The organism is Nocardia farcinica, assembly GCF_001182745.1.
GTDB lineage: Bacteria > Actinomycetota > Actinomycetes > Mycobacteriales > Mycobacteriaceae > Nocardia > Nocardia farcinica.
The window spans coordinates 326792-349490 of sequence record NZ_LN868938.1; the positions used below are offsets into that span (position 1 = coordinate 326792).

The window sequence follows — 22699 nt, forward strand, 5'->3', positions numbered from 1 at the left end:
GTCGGGGAATGTCCACGCTGCGAAACCACGCCGAACTGCTGGCCTACAAGCGGATGCCGGCCGAGGTGCTCGAACCGCTGATGCAGCTGCTGAACTGGCTGCTGTGGTTCGTGCTGCTGGTGTGCCTCGCCTGGATGATCCTGTCCGCGGGCAGGTTGTGGATCGCCTTCCGCAGCGACCTGGCGGCCAACGATGCCTCCCACGGGGTGATGATGAGCCTCATCGGCGCGATCGTCGCGAGCACGGCCTCGGGCATCGCGCTGGCCTTCCTGCCGGCGTGAGCGTGGGGCGGCGGATGGGAACGGTGGGAATGGTGGGTGCGGTGCTGCTCGCCACGGCGACCGGCTGCGCGGACGAGGCCGCGGACGCGGCGCCCGACCTCGGATCGGCGCCGACCGAGGTGCGCTGGCAGTCGTACCGTGGCGTGGCGCTGCCGCACACCGCGCAGGGCCCGGACAGCGAAGCGGACGGTGCGGCAACGGGTTTCGCGCAGTCACCGCCCGGCGCGGCGGTCGCGGCGATCACCCACACGGTGCGCTTGTCGCTGGCCCCGGACGGTGTCTGGCCCGCGGTGCTGGCCCGGGAAGTGGTGCCCGGGCCCGCCCGCGACGCGTGGGCGGTGGACCGGGTGCGCCTGTCGATCACCGGCCCGGCCGACCCGGCGTCGGCGCCACGGCTACTCGGGTACCGGATCACCGAGTACACGGCGCAGCGCAGCGCCGTCGACGTCTACACCACCTATGCGGACGGCTCCACCGCGGTGCACCACACCGTGGTGGAGTGGTTCGCCGGCGATTGGAGATTACGGCTGCCAGATCTGGAGACGACCGCACGCCCGACCGAGGCGGTCGCGGCACCACCCGGCGACATCGTGACATTGGAGGCACCGCAGTGAGTCAGAAGGAGCCGTACGCGCGTGACCGCGTCTCCTTCGGCGCGGTCGCGTCCGCGGCGCTGCTGGCGCTGATCGTCATCGCCGGTGTCGTCGTGTACATCACCCGCGACGACGATGCGGCCGAGGGCGCGCAGGCCGAGCTGGCCGCCACCGTCGGCGAGGGCTTCGCCACCCCCGAGGTGGACATCTTCGGCCGCCGCGTGGACATTCCGAACAACCCTGCCGGACAGCCACTCCCGCAGGATCCCACGCTGCAGCGCACCCCCGACGACGCCGACTGGCTCACGGCGCGCCCGGACGGCCTCGACCGCCCGCACGGTTGGCAGCGGGTCTACGGCGCCTCGGTGCCGTTCTCCACCTCCGACGGGCCCGCCCGGCTGGAGGAGGGGCAGGCCGTCGGTTACGCGCACACGCCACAGGGTGCGGTGCTCGCGGCCGCGCAGATCACCTACCGGCTCAACGCCCGCCCGGCCGACCGGGAGCTGTACGTGCGCCAGGTGCGGGTGTCCGCCCAGCAGCTCGCCGCCTACGACCGCGCGCTCGAGGAGGATCGGCTGCCCGAGCAGCAGCCGGAACGGATCACCAGGTACTTCGTCGCGCCGGACGCCTTCCAGGTCGAGAGCTATGCCGACGACCTGGCCGTGGTCCGGTTCGCCTCGCGCGCCCCGGCCGTCGACGGCAGACAGCTGTGGGTGGCGCTGCGGCTGGTGATGGTGTGGGAAGCGGGGGACTGGCGGCTCAAGCCCGCCACCGCCGAGGGCAGCCGGACCGAATACATCGAATCGCTTGCGGGGTGGACGACATGGTGACCACAGAGACGGCCGAGCCACGAGGGGTGCACACGATGGTGCGAAAACTCCTGACCATCCTCGCGGTGATCTTCACCGTGATGATCGCGACCCCGACGGTGGCCTACGGGCAGACCTACGGATTCGACGAGACCTGCAACGAGATCCACGACACCCTCGACGGTGTCGGCCTGCCCGGCATCTCGCTGGGCGATGCCGCCTCCGCGGTGTGCAAGGCGGGCAACGCCGCCTCCCATCCCGGCGACGCCGCCGACGCGGTGAAGGACAAGGCGTGGGATTCCACCTTCGGCAAGGTGGTCGACTCGCTGATGAACGGCCTCGGCGAGGCCATCATCCTGGCGTTGACGTTCTGGATGAAGGTGCCCAACGAGGCGGCCAGCGATTCGGGTTCGTTGTTCACCAAGATCAACGACTACACCTATCAGGTGCAGATCCTGCTGCTCATCGCCTCGGTGATCCTCACCGGCGCCCGACTGGCCGAGGCCAGACGCGGAGCCGCCGTGAGCGAGGCGGCCGAATCGTTCCGCATGTTCGCCCGGGTGGTGTTCAGCTCCTGGATGCTGGGCGCGGTGATCGTGGCGGGCACGCAGGCCTCCGACCGGTTCGCCGAGTGGATCATCAGCGACGCCACCAACGGCAACGCCAAGGACATGGCCGAGCTGATGGTGAAAACCAGCAAGCTGCAAGCGTTCTCGCCCGGCCTGGTGCTCATCATCGCGATCGTCGGACTGCTCGGCGCGCTCGCGCAGATCGTGCTGGCCATCGTCCGGCAGGGCCTGCTGATCATCGCCGCGGGTGTGTTGCCGCTGGCGGCGGCGGCCTCGGGCATGAACGTCGGCAAGCAGTCGTATCAGAAGCTGGTCGGCTGGATCATCGCGTTCATGCTCTGGAAACCGGTGGCCGCGATCGTCTACATGATCGCGTTCACCACCGCCGGGCACGTCGACGGGCTCACCTCGGCCACCTCGCTGCCCGAAGGCGAAGAGGCCCAGCGCATGCTGGTCGCGATCGTGCTGCTGTGCAGCGTGGCGTTCGTGCTGCCCGCCCTGATGCGCCTGGTCACCCCGGCGGTGGCGATCGTCGGCTCCGGCGGCTCCGGCCTCACCGCCGCGGGTGGCACCCTGGTGGCCGCGGCCGCCCTCGGTGCGATGGGCACCAAGGCGGTCGGCGTCAAGGGTGCGGCCGCCCCGGGTTCGGCCGGTTATGTATCCGGCAGCGGTGCCGGGCCGCGGCCGCCGGGTGGCGCGGGCGGCCGTGGCGGCGCGCCCCGGCCCACCCCGCCGCGCGGTGGCGGTGGTGGCGGCGCGAGCGGACAACCGCGCGCCTCCGGCACGCAGGGCTCGGCCGGAGTACCGTCCGGAGCTGCCGCCGCCGCGGGCCGGATCGGCGCCGCACGTGCCGCCACCAGCGGGATGCGCCGAGCCGACGAATCGATGGGTGACGTGGCAGGGGACCGTTGGGCGAACCGCTCGCCCGACCTCGGGAGGAGCACCATTCCGCGATGACGATCAGCGACACCTACGAGCGCCGCTCCTACGGGCTGTGGCAGAAGCCGCGCAGCGCGGGCCTGTTCGGCCTGCGCTGGGAAGAGACGGTGATCGGCTTCGTCGTCGTGATCACCGCGCTGATCTGCGCGATGGTCGGCGGATTCAAACTGGGCCTGATCGTCGGCGGTGTCGGCGTGGCGGTGATGGTTCCACTGGTGTGGCGGACGGGGGGCCGCTCGGGCTACGAGACGGGATTGATGATGTTCAACTGGATGCGTTCGCGCAGTCGCGGCGAGCACGTGTACCGGGGTGGGCGGTTCTCCCGCATCCCGGGCGGGGTCACCCGGCTGCCCGGCCTGCTCGCGCCGTCGAAGCTCTACGAGGGCATCGACGCGGGCGGCTACAGCTTCGGCATGATCCACCTGCCGCAGTTCGCGCAGTACACCGTGGTCCTGCGGGCGTGGCCGCAGGGCCACGAGGCCGTCGACCAGCCGGTGATCGACCGCTGGGTCTCGGCCTGGGGCACCTTCCTCGCCTCGGTCGGGCAGACCAGCGACATCGTCGCGGTGGTGCCGGTCATCGACACCGTGCCCGAGACCGGCAACCGGCTGCTCACCGAGGTCTCCACGATCACCCGTCCCGAGGCACCGGATCTGGCCCAGCAGGTGATGTACGAGCTGGCCACCGAACTGCCGCAGGAGCGGGTGCAGCTGCTGCCGCGGGTGGCGATCACCTTCAAGGCCACCACCGCCGAACGCCGCAAGAACCCGGCCGAGGAAGCGGTCGAGATCGGCAGGCGGTTGCCCGGCATCTGCGCCGCGCTGGCCGAAGCCGGGGTGCGGGCGCAGCCGATGTCGGCCGACGAGGTGATCGCCTTCATCCGGCGCAGCTACGATCCGGCCTCGCAGGCCGACCTCGAGGTGGCCGCCTCCGAACCCGAAGGGCACGGGCTGGATTGGGCCGACGCGGGCCCGGTCTCGCACGACGAGAAGTGGGATCACTTCATCCACGACGGCGGCCGCTCGGTGACCTGGGAGATGGACGCCGCGCCCGAGGGGGCGGTCGACGAACGGGTGCTGCAACGCCTGCTCGCGCCCAATCCGGAGGTGCCGCGCAAGCGGATCGCGATCGTCTACCGGCCGCATTCGGCCGCCGACGCCGCCGAGATCGTCGACGAGGACTTCAAGAACGCGCTGGTGGCCCAGCAGAGCGAGCGCGGCGTGGTCTCGGCCGCCGCGACGCTGCGGGTCGGCGCCACCCAGCAGGCGCGCGAGGAACAGGCCAGGGGCCACGGTGTCACCCGCTTCGGCGCGCTGGTGACCATCACCGAGCCGCTGCGCGGCGACCTGCCCCGCATCGAGGCCATCACCCGCGACCTGTCCACGCAGGCGCGGTTGAAGATCCGGCGGTGCTATCGCTACCAGGCGGCGGCCTTCGCGGCCTCGCTCGGCTGCGGTGTCATCCTGCCGGAGCACGCGACCATTCCGAAGGCATTGGCGGGGTGAGCTGGTCATGGCACGCGAACACGAACCACCGGTGCGCGAGCGGGGCAGGCGCGCGGACCCGGACGAGCGCGCACAGTGGGCGCGGCCCTACGACGAGGACGAGATGGGACCGCCGCGCCGCCGCGACGACGGTTCCCGCCCCCGCAGGCCCGCCGGTGACGCCGCACGGGTGAGCGATCGCGCGCGGGAGGCGCCGCGCCGTCCCCGCCCCGACCATGCGCCGGGCGAGCGGCCGGCGCCCGAGCGCGGCCGGGCCACCGGCGAGCGCCGCACCGAGGCGCCGCGGACCAGGAGCGCGGGCCGTCCCGCCGCCGAGCGCACCGGCCGCACCCCGCGCCCCGACGGCGCGCGCGGCGGGCGACCGGCCCGACCCAAGGCCGACCACACCGCCGACCGGGCGATGGGTGCCCCGCGCACCGACAAGGCCGCCCGCCGCGCGAAGGCCCGCGCCGACAAGCGCAAACAGTCCGGCCCGCCGCTGCTCGACGACGCGACCAGGGCGAGGCTGGAGGCCGTCAGCCGGGAGGGCGCCGGCCTGCGGGCGGCGTGGGCGAGTTTCCGCATCCGCACCGACGACATCCGCCGCCGCAACTACGCCGCACGCGCCGAGCAGACCATCGAGGACGGCTTCGACCGCAGCACCGCCCAGCTCACCGACCGCGGCTACGCGGGCCCCGGCGGTGGCCGGATGAACGTGGTCGGCCGCCCCGTCGAATACCGCGCCACCACAGCCCAGGTCGCCGGACTGTGGCCGTGGTCGGTCGGGGCGGGCGCGCCGCTGATCGGCACGCCGCTGGGCTCGCACCTGCACACCGGCGCGCCGGTCTGCTTCGACCCGATGAACTGGTTCCTGCGCGGCAGCTTCATCACCGCGCCGAGCCTGTTCGTGCTCGGCCTCAACGGTTTCGGCAAGTCCTCGCTGGTGCGCCGGATCGTGCTCGGCGGCATCGCGCAGGGCATCACCCCGCTCGTGCTGGCCGACGTCAAGCCCGACTACCGCAAGCTCGTCGAGCTGGTGGGCGGCCAGGTGATCGACCTCGGTTACGGTCACGGCAAACTCAATCCGCTGGCGGCGGGCGTGCTGGGCGCGGTGGTGCCGCGGCTGGAGGAGTTCCCGGCGTTGCAACTCCAGGTGCTGCAGGACATCCGGGCCCGCCAGGTCACCCTCATCGCGGGTCTGGTCGAGCTGGTGCGCGGCGCCCGCGTGCGCGACTACGAGGAGACGCTGATCTCCACCGCGCTGCGCATTCTGTACCAGCCGGGCAGCGGCTACACCCCGGACAAGCCGCCGATCATGGAGAACCTGCTCGAGGTGATCGTCGCGGGCGGCGAGGAACTCATGCTCGACGCCGGCGCCGACGACCCGGCGGAGTACCAGGTCGCCATCAAGGGGCTGCGCCGCTCGCTCCGCGCGCTGACCCAGGGCCCGTTCGGCGCGGTCTTCAACGGCCAGACCTCGGTGCCGATCGACACCGACTCGGTCGCGGTCTGCATCGACGTCTCGCACATCCCGACCGGCGACAAGAAACTCAAGGCCGCGGTCATGCTGGCCTGCTGGGCCGACGGTTTCGCCTCGGTGGAGGCGGCGCACGTGCTCGCCGACGCCGGACTCGGCCCGCAGCGCTATTTCCAGGTCGTGATGGACGAACTGTGGCAGGTGCTCGGCCTCGGCGACTTCATGGTCGACCGGGTCGACGAGCTGACCCGCCTGCAACGCAGCATCGCCACCGCGTTGATCATGATCAGCCACACCATCAAGGATCTGCAGGCGCTCGGCACGGAGGCCGCCATCGCCAAGGCGCTGGGCTTCCTGGAACGCGCGCGCGCGAAGATCTTCGGCGCGCTGCCCGCCGAGGAGGTCAAGCGTCTCGACAGCACGGTGCCGTTCACCGCCGCCGAGGAGGAGATGGTGACCAGCTGGTCGGCGCCGCAGGCCCTCACCGGTGAGGCGCTCAAGCCGGGCCAGGTGCGGCCCTCGCCGCCGGGTACCGGCAAGTTCCTGTTGAAGATCGGCGAGGATCGCCGCCCGGGCATACCGTTTCAGATGGAATTCACCCAGTCGGAGAAAGAGAGCGGAATTCACGAGACCAACCAGCGTTTCAGTGAATTCACCGAATCCACCACGCGCGGTGGCGAGTCCCCGAACGGAAGCGCGGCGTGAGATTCGGCGGGAGGAGTGCCGCATGATGCCGCATCGTTCGTATCGCAAGGTCTCGCCCGAGGTGCGCAAGGCGGCGGTCGAGCAGGTCGTCGCCCTGACCGGCACGCTGCGCAGCGAGACCGAGGCCTGCAAGGTGGTGGCCGAGCAGATCGGCGTGCACGCCAACTCGGTGCGCAATTGGGTGCGTGCCGCCGAGGGACCGAGTCTCGAGCGGATGGACGTCATCGCGTTGCGGCGGAAAGTGGCCCTGCTGCAACAGCAGCTGGCGGCGGCCGCGGAGATGAACCGCACCCTGGCCGACACCCTCAACGAAGCCCGTCGGCGCACGTGACCGGAGTCCTCGCGTCGGTGTCCGACGCCTGCCGCCGGAAGTGGTCGCGGTGAGCGCCCGCGGCGTGCTGTGGTTCGCGCTCGGGACCGTCGTCGGTCTCATCGCGTTGGTCCTGGTGGTGGTGTTGCCCTCGGTCGAGGACCCGTGCGAGGGTTCCTCGCTGCTGGGCGGTGGGCCGAGCGCGCTGCCGCCGCTGGGCGGCTACCCGGCGGGCGACCCGCGCGCCGCCGATCCGTCGCCCGCGCAGGCGAACCCGACCCTGACCGCCACGCCGTCACTGGCCGCAGGCGCGGGCCCGATCCGGCGCACGCTGCCGATGGCGGTCGGCACCTTCACCGTCTCCGACGTCTTCGGCTCCCGCGGCGGCGGGCACAAGGGCGTGGACATGGCCGCCGCCGACGGCACCCCGATCTTCTCGGTGTCCGACGGCCGGGTGGTCGCCGCCGGGCCCGCCTCCGGTTTCGGCAACTGGATCGTGGTGGACTCGGTCGATGTCAACGGCCGCTCGTATTCGGCGGTGTACGGGCACATGTGGGATCACGGTGTGCTGGTGCGGGCCGGTGACACGGTGCGCGCGGGACAGCAGATCGGAGCCGTCGGCTCGGCCGGGGAATCCAGCGGTCCGCATCTGCATTTCGAGATCGTGCCGGGCGGCCGCTTCACCGGCGGGCGCCAGATCGACCCGATGCCCTGGCTCGACGGCGCGCCGACACCGGATCTGGGCGGCGCGCAGTGGTACTCGGCCGACCCGCGGTGCAGCCTCGGCTTCGGCAGCCCGGGCGGCGCGCTCGCGCCCGGCAAGGTGCCGCCGGAACTCGAGGTCTGGTACCGCCGCGCCGGATCGCTGTGCCCGGAGATCACCCCGTCGCTGCTGGCGGCGCAGGGCAGGCAGGAATCCGGCTTCCGGCGCGACGCCACCTCGCCCGCGGGCGCGCAGGGCCTGGCGCAGTTCCTGCCCGGCACCGCCGCCTCCGCGAGCCCGATCGACGGCAGGCCCTACGTTCTCGACGCCGACGGCAACGGTGCGGCCAGCGTGTGGGACGACGGCGACGCCATCATGGGCCAGGGCCGGTACATGTGCTCCCTCGCCGCCAAGATCAGGCAGTGGCAGGCCGAGGGCCGGGTGCAGGGCGATGTCACCGCGCTCGCGCTCGCGGCCTACAACGCCGGTGAAGGGGCGGTGCTGGCCAGCGGCGGTATGCCGAACCAGTATGCGGCGCACTACTCCGAGACCCGGCCGTACGTGGCGAACATCCTCGCGATGGAACCGCAGTACCGCGCACCGGGCTCGCTGGGCCGGTTCACCCCGGAGGAGGGCGAGCGCGGCCCGCAGATCCTCGAGGCCGCCCACGAGTGGCTCGGCACGCCGTACGTGTGGGGCGGCGGTGGTCCGCAGGGGCCGAGCAACGGCGGGATGGACGGGCCTGGCCTGACCGCCGCGGCGGTGTTCGCGGCGTCCGGCGGCGAGGTGATGTTGCCGCGCACGGCCGAACAGCAGTGGGAGTTCGGCGAGGAGGTGTCGATGGGCAAGGCACAGCCCGGTGATCTGGTGTTCAGCGACTTCGGGCCGCGCGGGCCCGCGCGGGTCGGGGTGTACGCGGGGGAGGGGCGGATGATCCAGTCCGCGCCTGCCGGACAGGACAGCCGCGCCGGTGGGGTGAGCGAGCTCCCGGTGCCCGGCGACGCGCGGGTGCGGAGGGTGCTGTGAGCGGACACGGCAGCGCAGTGGCGGCGTCCGGGCGGCCGCGGGGCCCGTCACGGCAGTTAGCCTGGAAGCACAGGACACGCGCGAAACTGGTGGTGGTGCTGGTGCTCAGCGTGGCGGTGACGCTCGCGGCGTGCGGGCGCGGCGACGAGGACGCCGATTCCGGCGTCCCGCAGCGTGTCACGTCCACCACCCGGCTGCTCGAACAGGCGCCCGCGCCCGACCCGGTCACCCCGGAGGGCGTCGCGGTGGTCGCGTTGCGCGAGATCTACACCTGGACACCCGCCTCGGAAGCGCCCGGCGAGTCGTTGCTGCGGGCGCGTAAGTGGCTGGGCCCCAGCCTGATCCGCACGCTCGACAGCTCGCCCACGGAGACGGCAAAACCCTCACTGCAATGGGCGGACTGGGCGCGGGCGGGCGCACGGGTCGATGCGTTCACCTTCGCCTCCGGCGAGCGGGCGCCCGGCGCTACGGGCGGCGACGTCCAGCAGTTCAAGATCGGTATCGAGCAGACGGTGGCCTATCCCGACGGCCGCACCGAGGCGTTGCCGCCCGCCACCGTCATCGCCACGGTGGTGCGCACCGCCGAGGGCTGGCGGCTCGACGCGTTCGGCTGAGCACAGACATTCCCCCGCAGGGCGATTCGAGGAGGCAGACATGGCGAAGAAGAAAAAGGTCACGGATCCGGCGGTACCCGGACCCGATCTCAGCCTGTACGCCGTCTACGCCGGCTTCGCGTTGTTCGGCCTGCTGCTGATCGCCCTGCACTTGGGCAACCAGATGATGAATCCGCCGCAGCAGTTGCCGGTCAACCCGATCGAGGTGGTCGCGGGCATGGCCCGCGGCAAGTACACCTGGCCCACCGGCTCGACGGTCATCGTGCTGCTGGTGTTCGCGTGCGTGGCCGGTGTGCTGGTGCTGCGCAGGCAGATGGCCAAACGCAAGTCGGTGGGTGCGCTGCCGGTGGACGAGAAGGCGCACTACATGGGCACCGGCGGGGCGATCCGCGCGCTCACCGAGGCGGGGGTGCGGGAGAAGGCCGAGCAGCTGGGTATGAAGCTCGGTTACAACGACGCACCGGGCGTGCCGATCGGGATCAGCGTGGCCGACGGCGTGATGCTCTACGGCTCCTACGAGGATCTGCACCTCGACATCTGGGGCCCCCGCCAGGGCAAGTCCACGTCCCGGGTGATCCCGGCGATCCTGGCGGCGATCGGCCCGGTGCTGTCCACCTCGAACAAGCGCGACGTGGTCGACGCCACCCGCGACGTGCGCGAGGCCAAGGGCAGCCCCACCTTCGTGTTCGATCCGCAGGGGGTGGCCGACGAGAGCCCGAGCTGGTACTGGAATCCGCTCGACTGGGTGGACGCCCACCACGAGGGCTGCGAGATGCGGGCGCAACGCCTGGCCGGGCACTTCGCCGACGCCGACAACGGCGGGGACTCCAAGAAGGACGAGTTCTTCGACCCCGAGGCCGAAGACCTGCTCGCCGCGCTGTTCCTGGCCGCGGCGCTCGGCCGCGAACCGATCGTGAAGGTGTGGGAATGGGTCACCAACCCCGTCGACACCGAACCGATCGAGTTGCTGCGCAACGCCGGTCACGACCTGATGGCCTCCGGCCTGGCCATGCAGTACAACGCCGATCCGCGCACCCGCAGCGGCATCTTCGGCACCGCCAAGAAGATGGTGCGCTGCCTGCAACTCACCAACGTGCACAGCTGGATCCTGCCCGGCACGGACCCGCAGACCGGTCTGCCGCGCAGGCAGTTCGACGAGCTGGAGTTCATCGAGCGCAACGGCACCCTGTACTGCCTGTCGCTGGAGGGCCGCGGCTCGGCCGCGCCGCTGGTGAGCGCCCTGACCGAGGCCGTGATCGACGTGGCCATGCGCAAGGCATCCCGCTCCCGCGGCGGTCGTCTGCCGATCCCGCTGCTCGCCGTGCTCGACGAGGCCGCCAACGTGGTGCGCTGGAAGGACCTGCCCAAGCAGTACAGCCACTTCGGCTCCCGCGGCATCGTGGTGATGACGGTCCTGCAGTCCTGGGCGCAGGGCGCGCGCTGCTGGGGAGACGCGGGCATGCTCGCGCTGTGGTCGGCGGCCAACATCAAGGTGCTCGGCAGCGGCGTGGACGACATGAACTTCCTGCGCGACCGCTCGGAGGCCATCGGTGAATACGATTCGATCTCGGCGTCGGTCTCCGAATCCAAAGGCGGCAAGAGCTATTCGCGGTCGCTGTCGTCGTCGAAGACCTTCAGTGTCAACGCGCTGACCACCCTGCCGCGCGGTCGCGCCATCGTGTTCACCTCCGGCCAGCCCGCGGTGCTGGTGCGCACCGTGCCGTGGTGGGAGGGCGAGTACGCCGCCGAGGTGAAGAAGTCCATCGCGCAACACGATCCGCAGCGCAAGACCGAGATCGGCGACGTGATCGGCTCGCCCGCGCTGGTGAAGAAGGACGTCCCGCCGCCGCCCGACCTGCGCAAGGGCGATGTCGAGGAGGTCCGGCCCCTGTGAACCGACCAACGAAAGGCATGGTCTCCGTGGACGTGACGGTACTCAGTGAGGAGCGTCGATGAACCAGCACCTGCCCGGGCCGCCGCGGCCGGAGAAGACGGTCTACGACGGCGTCGTGGAGTTCGTCGAGAACTATCTGAGTCTCGTCTACCGCCGTCAGGTCACCGACATCAGCGAGACCGTCTGGTGCCCCGAATGGTGGAAGCACGCCGAAGCGGCGGTGCGGCTCGAGGCGCTCTGGCGTGCGTGGGAGCACCTGCGGATGGATCCGGCGACGGGCCTGAGCGTGTGGTTCCTCGACCACGCCGACCCGCACATGACCAAGCTGTTCGATCCGCGCGGGCCGTTCAAGTACTGCAGCGTCCGCAACGGGCACAAGGACATGCTGAACCCGCTGCCGCTGAAATCGCCGGTGCAGGGCCAGTTCGATCAGCCCGCCCCGGACGACTACGAATACCGCAACCAGGCCTGAGCGCCCACCGCGGACCGCGAAACGCCCGCTCACGATCGTGAGCGGGCGTTTCGCGGTCGGGCGCTAGTTGCGGGTGCGTTCCAGGCCGCGGCCCTCGATCTCCCGGCTGCGGCTGGTCGACCTGGCCTCGGCCGTGCGCGCCCGCACCGCCTCCTCGGCGGGCAGTCCCTGCCCCACCTCCATGAGCATGCGCACCGCGGCCAGCTCCGGTGCCACGCCCATCTTGGCCAGATGCGCCGCGATCGCCATCCGCCGCTCGGGCGAGTCGTATTTGACCATCGGCGAGCCGGCCGCGCCGGTGGCGGCCGCGGCCAGGCCACCGGAGGCCATGGCCGAACCCGCGGTCGACATCGCACCGCCGGAACGGTCCTTCTCCAGCGAAATGCCTTTGACCGACGTGCTTTTCTCGACCATCCTGGCCAGCTCCAGATTGCGCGGGTCCTTGGCCTTGGACTCGCGCGCCTCCCGGATCTGTAGCTCCTTCGCCTCTTTCATCCGCGCCTCGGTGAGCTTGGCGCGGGCCTCGGCTTCCTTCTGGCCGCGCTCCCGGGTGCGCAGCGCGACCAGGGTCGCCAACTGCAACATTGTCTTCATCACGGCGGCGGTTTCCCGGCCGATATCGTCCAGTTCCTCGGACATGGGCTGCTCCCCGATGCTGCAGTGTTCGCTGTGGACGAATGGTGGTGCGGCGGTTGGTGGTGCGGCGGGTGGTGGCGCAGAACCACCTGTGGTCGAGATTACCCGAGAAACCACCCGGGCAACCCGACGTGCGGCGGGTCAGTCCAGGCGCACCGACTGGATCGTGACCGGGCTGGTCGGCTTGCCGTCACCGGGACCGTTGCTGTCGTCCTGGCCGAGTGCGGCGATCTTGTCCAGGGTCGCCATGCTGTTCTCGTCGACCGTGCCGAAGATGGTGTACTGCGGCGGCAGCTGCGAGTCGCCGTAGACGAGGAAGAACTGGCTGCCGTTGGTACCGGGGCCGGCGTTGGCCATGGCCAGGGTGCCGCGCTTGTAGGCGATCGCCTCCATCGCCATCGGGTCGCCCTCGGCGTACTGATCGGTGGGGTACTCGTTGCCGAAGACGTAGCCGGGCCCGCCCTTGCCGGTGCCGGTGGGATCACCGCACTGCAGCACCTTCAGCGTGGCGTCGGCGGTCATCCGGTGGCAGTCGGTGCCGTCGAAGAAGCCCTGCGTGGCCAGGCTGACGAAGCTGTTCACCGTGCACGGCGACTCGGCGTTGTTCAGCGTCAGGCCCAGCGGTCCCTGGTTGGTCTCCACGCTCACGCTCACCGTCGCGTCGCCGCCGGTGGTCGGAATGCCCTCGGTCTTGGTCGGCTTCTGCACCGGCTTCGCCGCGGGCTCGGGGCTGTCGGTGTAGGTGCAGTTCACCAGCTCCGGCTTGGGCGTGGCGGCGGGCGGCGCGGCGGCCGACAGCGAGGCCTCGGGGGTCTCCGAGGCGGCGGCGGTGTCGGGCTCCTCGCCCTTGGTGAGGAGGTAGACGCCGGTGGCCGCCGCGGCGACGACCACGACGCCGAGCACGGAGCCGGCGATCGTCAGACGCTTGCGCTTGCGTGCCCGCTCGGCCCGGTTGGCCAGCTGCCGCTCCAGCTTCCGCTTGGCCGCCGCCCGTCGCTGTTCATTGCTCGGCACTACCACAATCCTCCCGTGTCGGCGTACATCGAGGTAAGAGTGTGCCATCCCTTCCTGAGAGGAGGGTCGGGTCGGCGCGATGGGGTAACCGGTTGGACTTGGCGGGCCGCGGTGGGGAAAACTGGAACATCGTGACCAAGACCAGCAGCTTCTCCGCCCCGAAGGGGGTACCGGACTACGTGCCACCCGGCTCGGCCGAGTTCGTCGCGGTGCGCGACGCGCTCCTGCGGGCCGCCCGACTGGCCGGGTACGGGCATATCGAGCTGCCGATCTTCGAGGACACCGGCCTGTTCGCGCGCGGCGTCGGCGAGTCCACCGACGTGGTGACCAAGGAGATGTACACCTTCGCCGATCGCGGCGAGCGCAGCGTCACGCTGCGGCCGGAGGGCACCGCGGGCGTGATGCGCGCGGTCATCGAGCACGGTCTCGACCGTGGCCAGCTGCCCGTCAAGCTGGTCTACTCCGGTCCCTTCTTCCGCTACGAACGCCCGCAGGCGGGCCGCTACCGGCAGTTGCAGCAGGTGGGCGTGGAGGCGATCGGCGTCGACGATCCGGCGCTGGACGCCGAGGTCATCGCCATCGCCGACGCGGGCTTCCGTTCGCTGGGCCTGGACGGGTTCCGGCTGGAGCTGACCTCGTTGGGCGACGACACCTGCCGCCCGCGCTACCGCGAGCTGCTACAGGAGTTCCTGTTCGGGCTGCCACTCGACGAGGAGACCCGCCGTCGCGCCGAGCTCAACCCGCTGCGCGTGCTCGACGACAAGCGCCCGGAGGTGCGGGAGCTGCTCGCCGACGCGCCGCTGATGATCGACCACCTCTCCGAATCGGCCAAGGCCCACTTCGAGCAGGTGCTCGGCCACCTCGACGCGCTGGGCGTGCCGTATGTGGTGAACCCGCGGATGGTGCGCGGCCTGGACTACTACACCAAGACCACCTTCGAGTTCGTGCACGACGGCCTCGGCGCGCAGTCCGGCATCGGCGGCGGCGGCCGCTACGACGGGCTGATGGCCCAGCTCGGTGGCCAGCCGCTGTCGGGCATCGGCTTCGGGCTCGGCGTCGACCGCACCATGCTGGCCTTGCAGGCCGAGGGCAAATCGGCGGGCGACCCGGCGCGCTGCGACGTCTTCGGGGTGCCGCTCGGTGAGGCCGCCAAGCAGCGAATGGTGGTGCTGGCCGCCCAGCTGCGCGCCGCCGGCGTGCGGGTCGACCTCGCCTACGGCGGTCGGGGTGTCAAGGGTGCGATGAAGGCGGCCGACCGCTCCGGCGCCCGCTACACCCTGGTGCTGGGCGACCGGGATCTGGCCGAGGACACCATCGGCGTCAAGGACATGAGCACCGGGGACCAGCGGCAGGTGCCGCTGGGCGAGGTCGTCGGCGTGCTGCGCGCCGAACTCGGATAGGTCCCGAGCGGGCGCACCCGCGGGGTACGGTTGCTGCGCACCACGCGTGCGGTGGTTGCTGCGCACCACGGGTGCGGTGGTTGCTGCGCACCACGGGTGCGGCGGCTGATGCGCACCACGGGTGCGGTGGCGTGTGCGAAGAGGTGGAACGTGGACCCCAACGCGGACCGGGCCGAGCCGGACCGGCCGGTCGGACTCGATCTCGTCGCGCCGGAGACCTACGTCCCGATGCTGCGCAAGCTCGCGCTGGCGGCGGTGGGCGTCGGCCTCGGCGCAGGCCTGCTGGCCGCCGTGCTGGTGGCGTGGCCGATCGCGCTGGCGATCGGGCTGGTCGTGGCCGTGCCGACCGTCTGCTACGCCCTCGCGCTCGGTCGTCGCCGGATCTGGCTCAGCGGCAAGACCGTGCACGCGCGGCTGCTCGTCGGGGAACGGCGCCTCGAGGTGGCCGCGGCCTCCGGCGTCGAACTGCTCGTCTTCCCCGGCCGGCTGAGCCGGGTCGCCCTGCGGCTCACCGAAGGCGGGCAGACCCAGCTCATTCCGCTGGCGATGTACACCGACGGCGGCAGCGGCCGCGAACTGCACCTGCTCGGCCTGCGCAGGCTCGCCGACGCACTCGCCGCGGGCGAGTCCGCGGCCGCCGTGGCGGTGTCGGATCTGCTGATCCGCCAGTTGCGCGCCGAGGCCCGCGACGCCGGGCTCGAGGAACGGCCGCTCTACCGGGCGGTGCGGCTGGCGCGAGCCAAGGACTACGTCTCCCCGGTCGTGCTCACCGACCGCGAGGTCGCCGAACTGACCTGAGGGCGGTAGCCGAACGACCCTGGTGTTCCGTAGCTCACCACCGCGGTTCGGCCTCGGTGAACCTCGCTAGGGTGGGCAGCGAGACGCAGTCGACCCCGAGGGAGTTCTCGTGAGCACCGCCGACCGCACCGCCCCCGTGACCGTCACCGTGACCGGTGCCGCCGGGCAGATCGCCTACGGCCTGCTGTTCCGCATCGCCTCCGGGGCCATGCTCGGCCCGCACACGCCGATCCGGCTGCGGCTGTTGGAGATTCCCGCCGCCGTCGCCTCGCTGGAGGGGGTGGCGATGGAGCTGGAGGACGGCGCGTTCCCGCTGCTGGAGGCCATCGACATCAGCGACGACCCGTGGACCGGCTTCGCCGGGGCGAACGTGGCGCTGCTGGTCGGCGCCCGGCCGCGCACCGCGGGCATGGAGCGTGCCGACCTGCTGGCCGCCAACGGCCCGATCTTCACCGACCAGGGCCAGGCGATCAACGCCGTCGCCGCCGACGACGTGAAGGTGCTCGTCGTCGGCAATCCCGCCAACACCAACGCGTTCATCGCGATGAGCAACGCACCCGACGTACCCGCCGAACGGTTCACCGCGATGACCCGCCTCGACCACAACCGCGCCATCGCGCAGCTGGCGAAGAAGACCGGCGCACCGGCGACCGAGATCCATCGGATCGCGGTGTGGGGCAACCACTCCGCCACCCAGTACCCCGACCTCACGCACGCCACGGTCGCGGGCCGCCCGGCGCGCGAGCTGGTCGACGAGCAGTGGCTGCGCGAGGACTTCATCCCCACCGTGCAGCAGCGCGGCACCGCGATCATCCAGGCGCGCGGTGCCTCCTCGGCCGCCAGCGCGGCCAGCGCCGCCATCGACCACATCCACGACTGGGTGCTCGGCACCCCGGCGGGGGAGTGGACCTCGATGGCGGTGCCCTCGGACGGGTCCTACGGTGTGCCGGACGGGCTGATCAGCTCGTTCCCGGTGACCTGCGCCGACGGTGCCTACCGGATCGTCGAGGGACTCGAGGTCGACGCGTTCTCGCGCGAGCGCATCGATGCCTCGGTCGCCGAGCTGGCCGCCGAACGCGAGGCGGTGGTGGAGCTCGGCTTCGCCAAGGGCTGAGCCCGGCTACCGCACCGTCCAGGTCTCCGGGCCGTTGAGCAGGCGTTGCAGCGAATCCGCTTGCACCGGAGCCTGTTCGGCGGCGGCGGCGTTCTGGGCACGTACCGTGTCGTCGTAGGTCGGACGCGCGACGCTGCGGAACACTCCCGTCACCACATGGGTCAGCTCCTGATCACCCAATCGGGACAGCGCGTAGGCGTACTCCGGGTCGTCGGTGTGGGCGTCGTGCACCACGATGTCGGCCTCGGCGACCTCGGCCGTGCGCGCCACCGCGAGCCCGAAACCGCTACGGACGACCGCGAATTCGCCGTCGGCGCCGAAGGTGATCGGCATGCCGTGGCGCACCGGGATCAGGTGTTGCGCGGCGTTCTCCTTGCGCAGCACGTCGAACGAGCCGTCGTTGAAGATCGGGCAGTCCTGCAGGATCTCCACGAACGAGGTGCCCCGATGGGTGGCGGCCGCCCGCAGGACCTCGGTGAGCCCCGGGCGGTCGGAGTCGAGCGCCCGCGCGGCGAAGGTGGCCTCGGCGCCCAGCGCCACCGACAGGGTGTTGAACGGGTGATCCACTGAGCCCATCGGCGTGGACTTGGTGACCTTGCCCTGCTCGGAGGTGGGCGAGTACTGGCCCTTGGTGAGCCCGTAGATCCGGTTGTTGAACAACAGGATCGTCATGTTGACGTTGCGGCGCAGGGCGTGGATGAGGTGGTTGCCGCCGATCGAGAGCGCGTCCCCGTCGCCGGTGACGACCCACACCGACAGATCCGGCCTGGTCACCGCGAGCCCGGTGGCGATGGCGGGTGCGCGGCCGTGGATGGAGTGGATGCCGTAGGCGTCCAGGTAGTACGGGAACCGGCTCGAGCAGCCGATCCCGGAGACGAACATCAGGTTCTCCCGGCGCAGGCCCAGCTCGGCCAGGAACCCGCGCACGGTCGCGAGGATGACGTAGTCGCCGCAGCCGGGACACCAGCGCACCTCCTGGTCGGAGGTGAAGTCCTTGACCTTCTGCGGGGCGTCGGCGGCGGGCACGCCGGAGACGCCGGTGAGGCCGAGGTCGGCACCGATCAGCGAGCTGTCCACGATGGTCATCGAGTGCTCCCCAGATACGTGGCCCGTGCGCGGGCGGTGAAGGCTTTGTCCTGCTCGAGTTCCTCGATCGAGCCGTCCAGCGCGGCGTCGATGACGCCGACCAGCTCGGCCGCGGAGAACGCGGTCCCGGCGATCTTGGTCCACGGTTTCACGTCCACCAGGTACTTCGCGCGCAGCAGCATCGCCAGCTGGCCGCCGTTCATCTCCGGGGCGACCACCGTGCGATACCGGCGCAGCACCTCGCCGAGATTGCCGGGCAGCGGATTGAGGTGGCGCAGGTGGGCCTGGGCCACCGGCACACCCCGCCTGCGGGCGCGGCGACAGGCCTCGCCGATCGGACCGTAGGAGCTGCCCCAGCCGATGAGCAGCAATTCCGCCCGTCCATCGGGGTCGTCCACCGCCACGTCGGGCACCGCGATGCCGTCGATCTTGGCCTGTCGCAGCCGCACCATCAGCTCGTGGTTGGCCGGATCGTAGGAGATGTCGCCGCTGCCGTCGGCCTTCTCCAGCCCACCGATGCGGTGCGCGCGGCCCGCGGTGCCCGGCACGGCCAGCGGGCGGGCCAGCGTCTCCGGGTCGCGGGCGTAGGGCTGGAAGGCGGGTGCGTCGTCGCCGGCCTCCGGCTCGAAGGCGGGGTCGATGCGGTCGAGGGACGCGACATCGGGGATGGACCACGGCTCGGAGCCGTTGGCGATGGCGCCGTCGGAGAGCAGCAGTACCGGGGTGCGGTAGGTGAGGGCGATCCGGGCCGCCTCGACCGCGGTGGCGAAGCAGTCGGCGGGCGAGCGCGGGGCCAGCACCGCGACCGGGGACTCGCCGTTGCGCCCGTGCAGTGCCTGCAACAGATCGGCCTGTTCGGTCTTGGTGGGCAGGCCGGTGGACGGACCGCCGCGCTGCACGTCGACGATCACCAGCGGCAGCTCGGTCATCACCGCCAGACCGATGGTCTCGCTCTTCAGCGCGAGCCCGGGCCCGGACGTGCTGGTCACGCCGAGCGCGCCACCCAGTGACGCGCCGAGCGCGGCGCCGATCCCGGCGATCTCGTCCTCGGCCTGGAAGGTGGTCACGCCGAAGTTCTTGTGCTTGCTCAGCTCGTGCAGGATGTCCGAGGCCGGGGTGATCGGGTAGGTGCCGAGGAAGACCGGCAGACCCGCCAGCTGCCCGGCCGTGACCAGTCCGTAGGCCAGCGCGGTGTTACCGGTGATCTGGCGGTAGGTGCCCGGCGGCAGGGCGGCCGGGGCGATCTCGTAGGTGATCGCGAACGACTCGGTGGTCTCGCCGTAGTTCCATCCCGCCCGGAAGGCCAGCACGTTGGCCTCGGCGATCTCGGGCTTGGCGGCGAACTTCTCCCGCAGGAACCGTTCGGTGCCCCCGATCGGCCTGCCGTACATCCACGAGAGCAGCCCGAGCGCGAACATGTTCTTGGCCCGCTGGCCGTCCTTCTTGCCCACGCCGGTCGGTTCGGTCGCGGCCAGCGTCAGCGAGGTCATCGGCACCTGGTGGACCACGAAGTCGGCCAGCGAGCCGTCGGTGAGCGGGTCGCCGGGATAGCCGACCTTGGCCAGCGTGCGCTTGGTGAACTCGTCGGTGTTGACGATGACGGTGCCGCCGCGTGGCAGGTCCGCGAGATTGGCCTTCAGCGCGGCCGGGTTCATCGCCACCAGCACGTCGGGCTGATCGCCCGCGGTGAGCACGTCGTAGTCGGCGATCTGGATCTGGAAGGAGGAGACGCCAGGTAGCGTGCCCTGCGGCGCGCGGATCTCGGCGGGGAAGTTGGGCTGGGTCGCCAGATCGTTGCCGAAGGCGGCGGCCTCGTGGGTGAAGCGGTCGCCGGTCAGCTGCATGCCGTCACCGGAGTCACCGGCGAAGCGGATCACGACCTTGTCCAAGGGGGTGGCGTCCGGTTTCGCCCGAGCGGCGGCGGATGTCGCTGCCGCTGCGCCACTCTCGATGCCCTGAGGCCTGCCGTTGTCCTGCGGATCCATGGGCGTTGCTTCACTTCCTCGTCGCGTGAGAAGGTGCCAGTCGCCAACCTACCCCCACGGGGCCGCCCTGGGCGGCGAAGTGGATTCTCCACACCGCCGGCGTGTACGAGCTGGTCAGGCGAACAGGGCGAGCTGGGTGTCGGCGGGCCGTGTGAGCCGGCTGCCCGCGGGCGGCGATGCCTCGTCCGCGGGTCGCGGAGCCGCCGCGGACCGCCTGGTCAGGCCGTGCCGTTCCAGCAGTGGGACGGTGCGCTCGCGCAGCCAGCTCGCGTACTCCGGCGTCACGTAGGCCCCGCGCCCGTAGAGCTGCCGGTAGCGGCGCAGCAGCGCCGGATGCGCCTCGGCCAGCCAGCCGAGGAACCAGCCGCGCGTGCTGCCGCGTAGATGCATGGGAATGGTGACCGCCGACGCCGCGCCCGACGCTGCGATCGCGCCGAACAGCTCGTCGAGATGGGCGCGGCCGTCGGTGAGATACGGAATGATCGGCGCGACCATGACATTCACCGCGAACCCGGCATCGGCCAGCGCGCGCACCAGATCCAGTCGCGCACGCGGCGCGGGGGTGCCCGGCTCGAGCTGCCGGTGCAAATCGGGATCGAGGATCGCGATCGAGACCGCCAGCCGGACGTCGACCTCGCGCGCCGCCAGACTCAGCAGCGGCAGATCCCGGCGCAACAGGGTGCCCTTGGTGAGGATGGAGAACGGCGTGCCCGCGTCGGTGAGTGCCCGGATGATGCCCGGCATCAACCGGTATCGGCCTTCCGCCCGCTGATACGGATCGGTGTTGGTGCCCAGCGCGACCGGCTCGCGGTGCCAGGAACGCCTGCCCAGCTCGCGTCGCAACACCGCGGCGACGTTGGTCTTCACCACGATCTGGGCATCGAAGTCGCGCCCGGCGTCCAGATCGAGATACTCGTGGGTGGGCCGGGCGAAGCAGTAGCGGCACGCGTGTGAGCAGCCGCGCATCGGATTCACCGTCCACCGGAACGGCACCGCCGAGTCCTCGGGCACCCGGTTCAGGGCGCTCTTGCAGAGCACCTCGTGAAAGGTGATGCCCTCGAACTCGGGGGTGCGGACGGTGCGCACGAACCCCGCCCGGCTCAGGCCGGGCAGCGCGCCGTCGTCGGCGTCCAGGGTTTGGTTCTGCCACCGCACGCACCCAGTCGAACATGCGTTCTAAGGTGTGTCAAGCGATGCGCTGCGCGCCGCCGCGTTCGAAACCGGCGGGATCGGCGAAGAAGGCGACCAGGTCGCGCACGGTGTCCTCGATCGGGCGGGGGCGATAGCCCAGCTCGCGGGTGGCCTTGCCGTGATCGACGGTGGGTGCCGAGATCAGGGCGCCGAGCGCGGCCTTGGACACGATGTCGGTGCCGAGCATCTTGCCGATCGGCTCGAGCACCGGAATGAGCCCACCGACGACCTTGGGGGAGATGGTGAACTTCGGGCCCTTCTTGCCACCGTAGGCGGCGGCCAGCCGGCACAGGTCGGTCATCGAGATCATCGATCCGCCGAGCAGGTAGTTCTCGCCGGTGCGGCCCTGTTCGCCCGCCAGGATCAGGCCCTCGGCCACGTCGCGGACGTCGACGAGGTCGAAACCGCCCCCGATCATGGCGGGCACCCGGCCCTGGGCGGCGTCGCGCAGGGTGCGGTTGATCCGGGAGAGCGGCGTGCCGTGGTCCAGCGGCCCGAAGACCCCGGTCGGGTTGCACAGCACCGCGTCCAGCCCCGCGTCGATGACCTTGCGCAACGCCACCTCGCCCGCCCACTTCGACCGGTCGTAGACCGGCAGGCCGGGATCGGTCGAGCGCACCGCGGTCTCATCGATGTGGCCGCCGCAGGTGTACTGATCGAAGGCGTGGATCGAGCTGGCGTGCACCATGCGGCGGGCGCCCACCGCGAGCGCCGCTTCGGCCACCACCCGCACCCCCTCGGTGTTGACCCGCCACGCCAGATCGTTCTTGTCCGCCAAGGTGATGACGGCCACCAGGTGGTACACCACCTCCGCGCCGTCCAGTGCGGCGCGCATCGACGCCGGATCGAGCACGTTGCCCTCGACCCAGGTCACGCCGGGGGTGTCCGATTGCGCGGGCGTCACCCGGTCGATGGCGACGACGTCGTGCCCCCGCTCGCGGAGCAGGGGGAGCAGGTTCGAACCGAGGTAGCCGGCTGCGCCGGTCACTGCGACCTTCATGCAGGAGAGAATATAGAACTTGTTCTAATTTGCAACACGTTCCAGTTTGTCGCCCGAGGTGCCGTCGACCCGGTCCGCGCGCTGTGCCGCACTCGAAACCTGTCCCGACTGTCGGCTATATTGAGCCGAACCGTAGCGGTGCAGGGCCGCGGACGGCCGAGCTGTCCGCTGGCACAGCCGCTTCGGGGAGGAACGTCCAGGCGTTCGAGGGAGCCGGGTGCGGCGGATGATCGGGCGGCCGGTGCGGAACAGGCAGTTGACGACGAATGGGGGGCAACTCGATGGAAAATCTCTCGGTGGACACCGGCGCGGTCCGGACGTTCGCCACGGAGCACGCGGGCATCGCCGGGCAGATCTCGGCGGCGGCGAACATGGACCTCGTCGGTCAGGTCTCGGCGCTCACGCCCGTCTTCGGCCTGATCGGCGCGGATTACCTGTTGAGTTTCGCGGCCGCGCAGGTGTTGCAGGCCAAGGACATCAACGATCTCGCGGCGAAATACAACGACCTGTCCTGGAAGGCGTTCTCGGCCGCCGCGCTGTTCGAGAACACCGACGGCGAGAACGCCGGCCAGCTGAACGTCCAGGCGAACGAGATCTGA

The 22699-nt window shown here is 71.1% G+C and carries 21 protein-coding genes; 15 read left to right on the plus strand and 6 right to left on the minus strand.

The window, feature by feature from the left end:
* The first annotated feature begins 8 nt into the window (after positions 1 to 8).
* The 11 genes from AMO33_RS01795 to AMO33_RS01845 all read left to right on the plus strand — a co-directional run bounded on the left by AMO33_RS01795 (position 9) and on the right by AMO33_RS01845 (position 11876).
* The gene (locus AMO33_RS01795) at positions 9 to 281 is read left to right on the plus strand and encodes a hypothetical protein (RefSeq protein ID WP_011210210.1); all 273 of its coding nucleotides are present in this window, start codon (positions 9 to 11) and stop codon (positions 279 to 281) included.
* Positions 282 to 295: 14 nt separating this feature from the next.
* Positions 296 to 895 (plus strand): hypothetical protein, encoded by a 600-nt coding sequence (locus tag AMO33_RS01800; protein WP_076573849.1) that lies wholly within the window; start codon positions 296 to 298, stop codon positions 893 to 895.
* Positions 892 to 1704 (plus strand): hypothetical protein, encoded by an 813-nt coding sequence (locus AMO33_RS01805; RefSeq protein ID WP_060590091.1) that lies wholly within the window; start codon positions 892 to 894, stop codon positions 1702 to 1704. The genes AMO33_RS01800 and AMO33_RS01805 overlap by 4 nt, the downstream gene beginning before the upstream one ends.
* 35 nt (positions 1705 to 1739) lie before the next feature.
* Entirely contained in the window at positions 1740 to 3209 is a 1470-nt protein-coding gene (locus AMO33_RS01810) for a hypothetical protein (RefSeq protein ID WP_041561160.1), read from the plus strand.
* The gene (locus AMO33_RS01815; protein WP_011210206.1) at positions 3206 to 4696 is read left to right on the plus strand and encodes an SCO6880 family protein; all 1491 of its coding nucleotides are present in this window, start codon (positions 3206 to 3208) and stop codon (positions 4694 to 4696) included. Before AMO33_RS01810 ends, AMO33_RS01815 begins: the two co-directional genes overlap by 4 nt.
* Before the next feature lie 7 nt (positions 4697 to 4703).
* Positions 4704 to 6857 carry a hypothetical protein gene (locus tag AMO33_RS01820; protein ID WP_082668550.1) on the plus strand — a complete coding sequence of 718 codons (2154 nt, stop codon included), beginning with the start codon at positions 4704 to 4706 and terminating at the stop codon, positions 6855 to 6857.
* A 22-nt stretch (positions 6858 to 6879) separates the two neighbouring features.
* A complete protein-coding gene (locus AMO33_RS01825; RefSeq protein ID WP_011210204.1) occupies positions 6880 to 7188 on the plus strand; it encodes a transposase in 309 nt (102 codons plus the stop codon).
* Between the two features lie 49 nt (positions 7189 to 7237).
* Entirely contained in the window at positions 7238 to 8896 is a 1659-nt protein-coding gene (locus AMO33_RS01830) for a peptidoglycan DD-metalloendopeptidase family protein (RefSeq protein ID WP_060593239.1), read from the plus strand.
* A 95-nt stretch (positions 8897 to 8991) separates the two neighbouring features.
* Positions 8992 to 9510, plus strand: a complete 519-nt coding sequence (locus tag AMO33_RS01835; RefSeq protein WP_231857879.1) for a hypothetical protein — start codon at positions 8992 to 8994, stop codon at positions 9508 to 9510.
* A 40-nt stretch (positions 9511 to 9550) separates the two neighbouring features.
* The gene (locus tag AMO33_RS01840; protein WP_011210201.1) at positions 9551 to 11404 is read left to right on the plus strand and encodes a type IV secretory system conjugative DNA transfer family protein; all 1854 of its coding nucleotides are present in this window, start codon (positions 9551 to 9553) and stop codon (positions 11402 to 11404) included.
* 58 nt (positions 11405 to 11462) lie between these two features.
* A complete protein-coding gene (locus AMO33_RS01845) occupies positions 11463 to 11876 on the plus strand; it encodes a DUF4913 domain-containing protein (protein WP_011210200.1) in 414 nt (137 codons plus the stop codon).
* 63 nt (positions 11877 to 11939) lie between these two features.
* Here the strand turns inward: AMO33_RS01845 and AMO33_RS01850 are convergent, their stop codons facing one another.
* Entirely contained in the window at positions 11940 to 12515 is a 576-nt protein-coding gene (locus tag AMO33_RS01850; RefSeq protein WP_011210199.1) for a hypothetical protein, read from the minus strand.
* Positions 12516 to 12653: 138 nt separating this feature from the next.
* Positions 12654 to 13526, minus strand: a complete 873-nt coding sequence (locus AMO33_RS01855) for a peptidylprolyl isomerase (RefSeq protein WP_041560247.1) — start codon at positions 13524 to 13526, stop codon at positions 12654 to 12656.
* A gap of 131 nt (positions 13527 to 13657) precedes the next feature.
* Here AMO33_RS01855 and hisS point away from each other — a divergent pair, with 131 nt between their 5' ends.
* The 3 genes from hisS to AMO33_RS01870 all read left to right on the plus strand — a co-directional run bounded on the left by hisS (position 13658) and on the right by AMO33_RS01870 (position 16838).
* Positions 13658 to 14926 (plus strand): histidine--tRNA ligase, encoded by a 1269-nt coding sequence (hisS, locus tag AMO33_RS01860; protein WP_060593240.1) that lies wholly within the window; start codon positions 13658 to 13660, stop codon positions 14924 to 14926.
* Positions 14927 to 15076: 150 nt separating this feature from the next.
* Complete coding sequence (locus AMO33_RS01865) at positions 15077 to 15724, plus strand: hypothetical protein (RefSeq protein ID WP_229434705.1); 648 nt, start codon at positions 15077 to 15079, stop codon at positions 15722 to 15724.
* A gap of 109 nt (positions 15725 to 15833) precedes the next feature.
* Positions 15834 to 16838, plus strand: a complete 1005-nt coding sequence (locus AMO33_RS01870) for a malate dehydrogenase (RefSeq protein WP_060590093.1) — start codon at positions 15834 to 15836, stop codon at positions 16836 to 16838.
* A 6-nt stretch (positions 16839 to 16844) separates the two neighbouring features.
* Here AMO33_RS01870 and AMO33_RS01875 read toward each other — a convergent pair whose 3' ends face one another.
* From AMO33_RS01875 to AMO33_RS01890, 4 genes are all read right to left on the minus strand, one after another.
* Entirely contained in the window at positions 16845 to 17924 is a 1080-nt protein-coding gene (locus AMO33_RS01875; RefSeq protein WP_060590094.1) for a 2-oxoacid:ferredoxin oxidoreductase subunit beta, read from the minus strand.
* Positions 17921 to 19909 carry a 2-oxoacid:acceptor oxidoreductase subunit alpha gene (locus AMO33_RS01880; RefSeq protein WP_228802884.1) on the minus strand — a complete coding sequence of 663 codons (1989 nt, stop codon included), beginning with the start codon at positions 19907 to 19909 and terminating at the stop codon, positions 17921 to 17923. The genes AMO33_RS01875 and AMO33_RS01880 overlap by 4 nt, the downstream gene beginning before the upstream one ends.
* A 114-nt stretch (positions 19910 to 20023) precedes the next feature.
* Positions 20024 to 21064 (minus strand): Rv2578c family radical SAM protein, encoded by a 1041-nt coding sequence (locus AMO33_RS01885; protein WP_060590098.1) that lies wholly within the window; start codon positions 21062 to 21064, stop codon positions 20024 to 20026.
* A gap of 31 nt (positions 21065 to 21095) precedes the next feature.
* Complete coding sequence (locus AMO33_RS01890) at positions 21096 to 22100, minus strand: NAD-dependent epimerase/dehydratase family protein (RefSeq protein WP_060590100.1); 1005 nt, start codon at positions 22098 to 22100, stop codon at positions 21096 to 21098.
* Between the two features lie 296 nt (positions 22101 to 22396).
* On the opposite strand from AMO33_RS01890, the gene AMO33_RS01895 reads away from it, so the two are divergent.
* The gene (locus tag AMO33_RS01895) at positions 22397 to 22699 is read left to right on the plus strand and encodes an ESX-1 secretion-associated protein (protein ID WP_314825904.1); all 303 of its coding nucleotides are present in this window, start codon (positions 22397 to 22399) and stop codon (positions 22697 to 22699) included.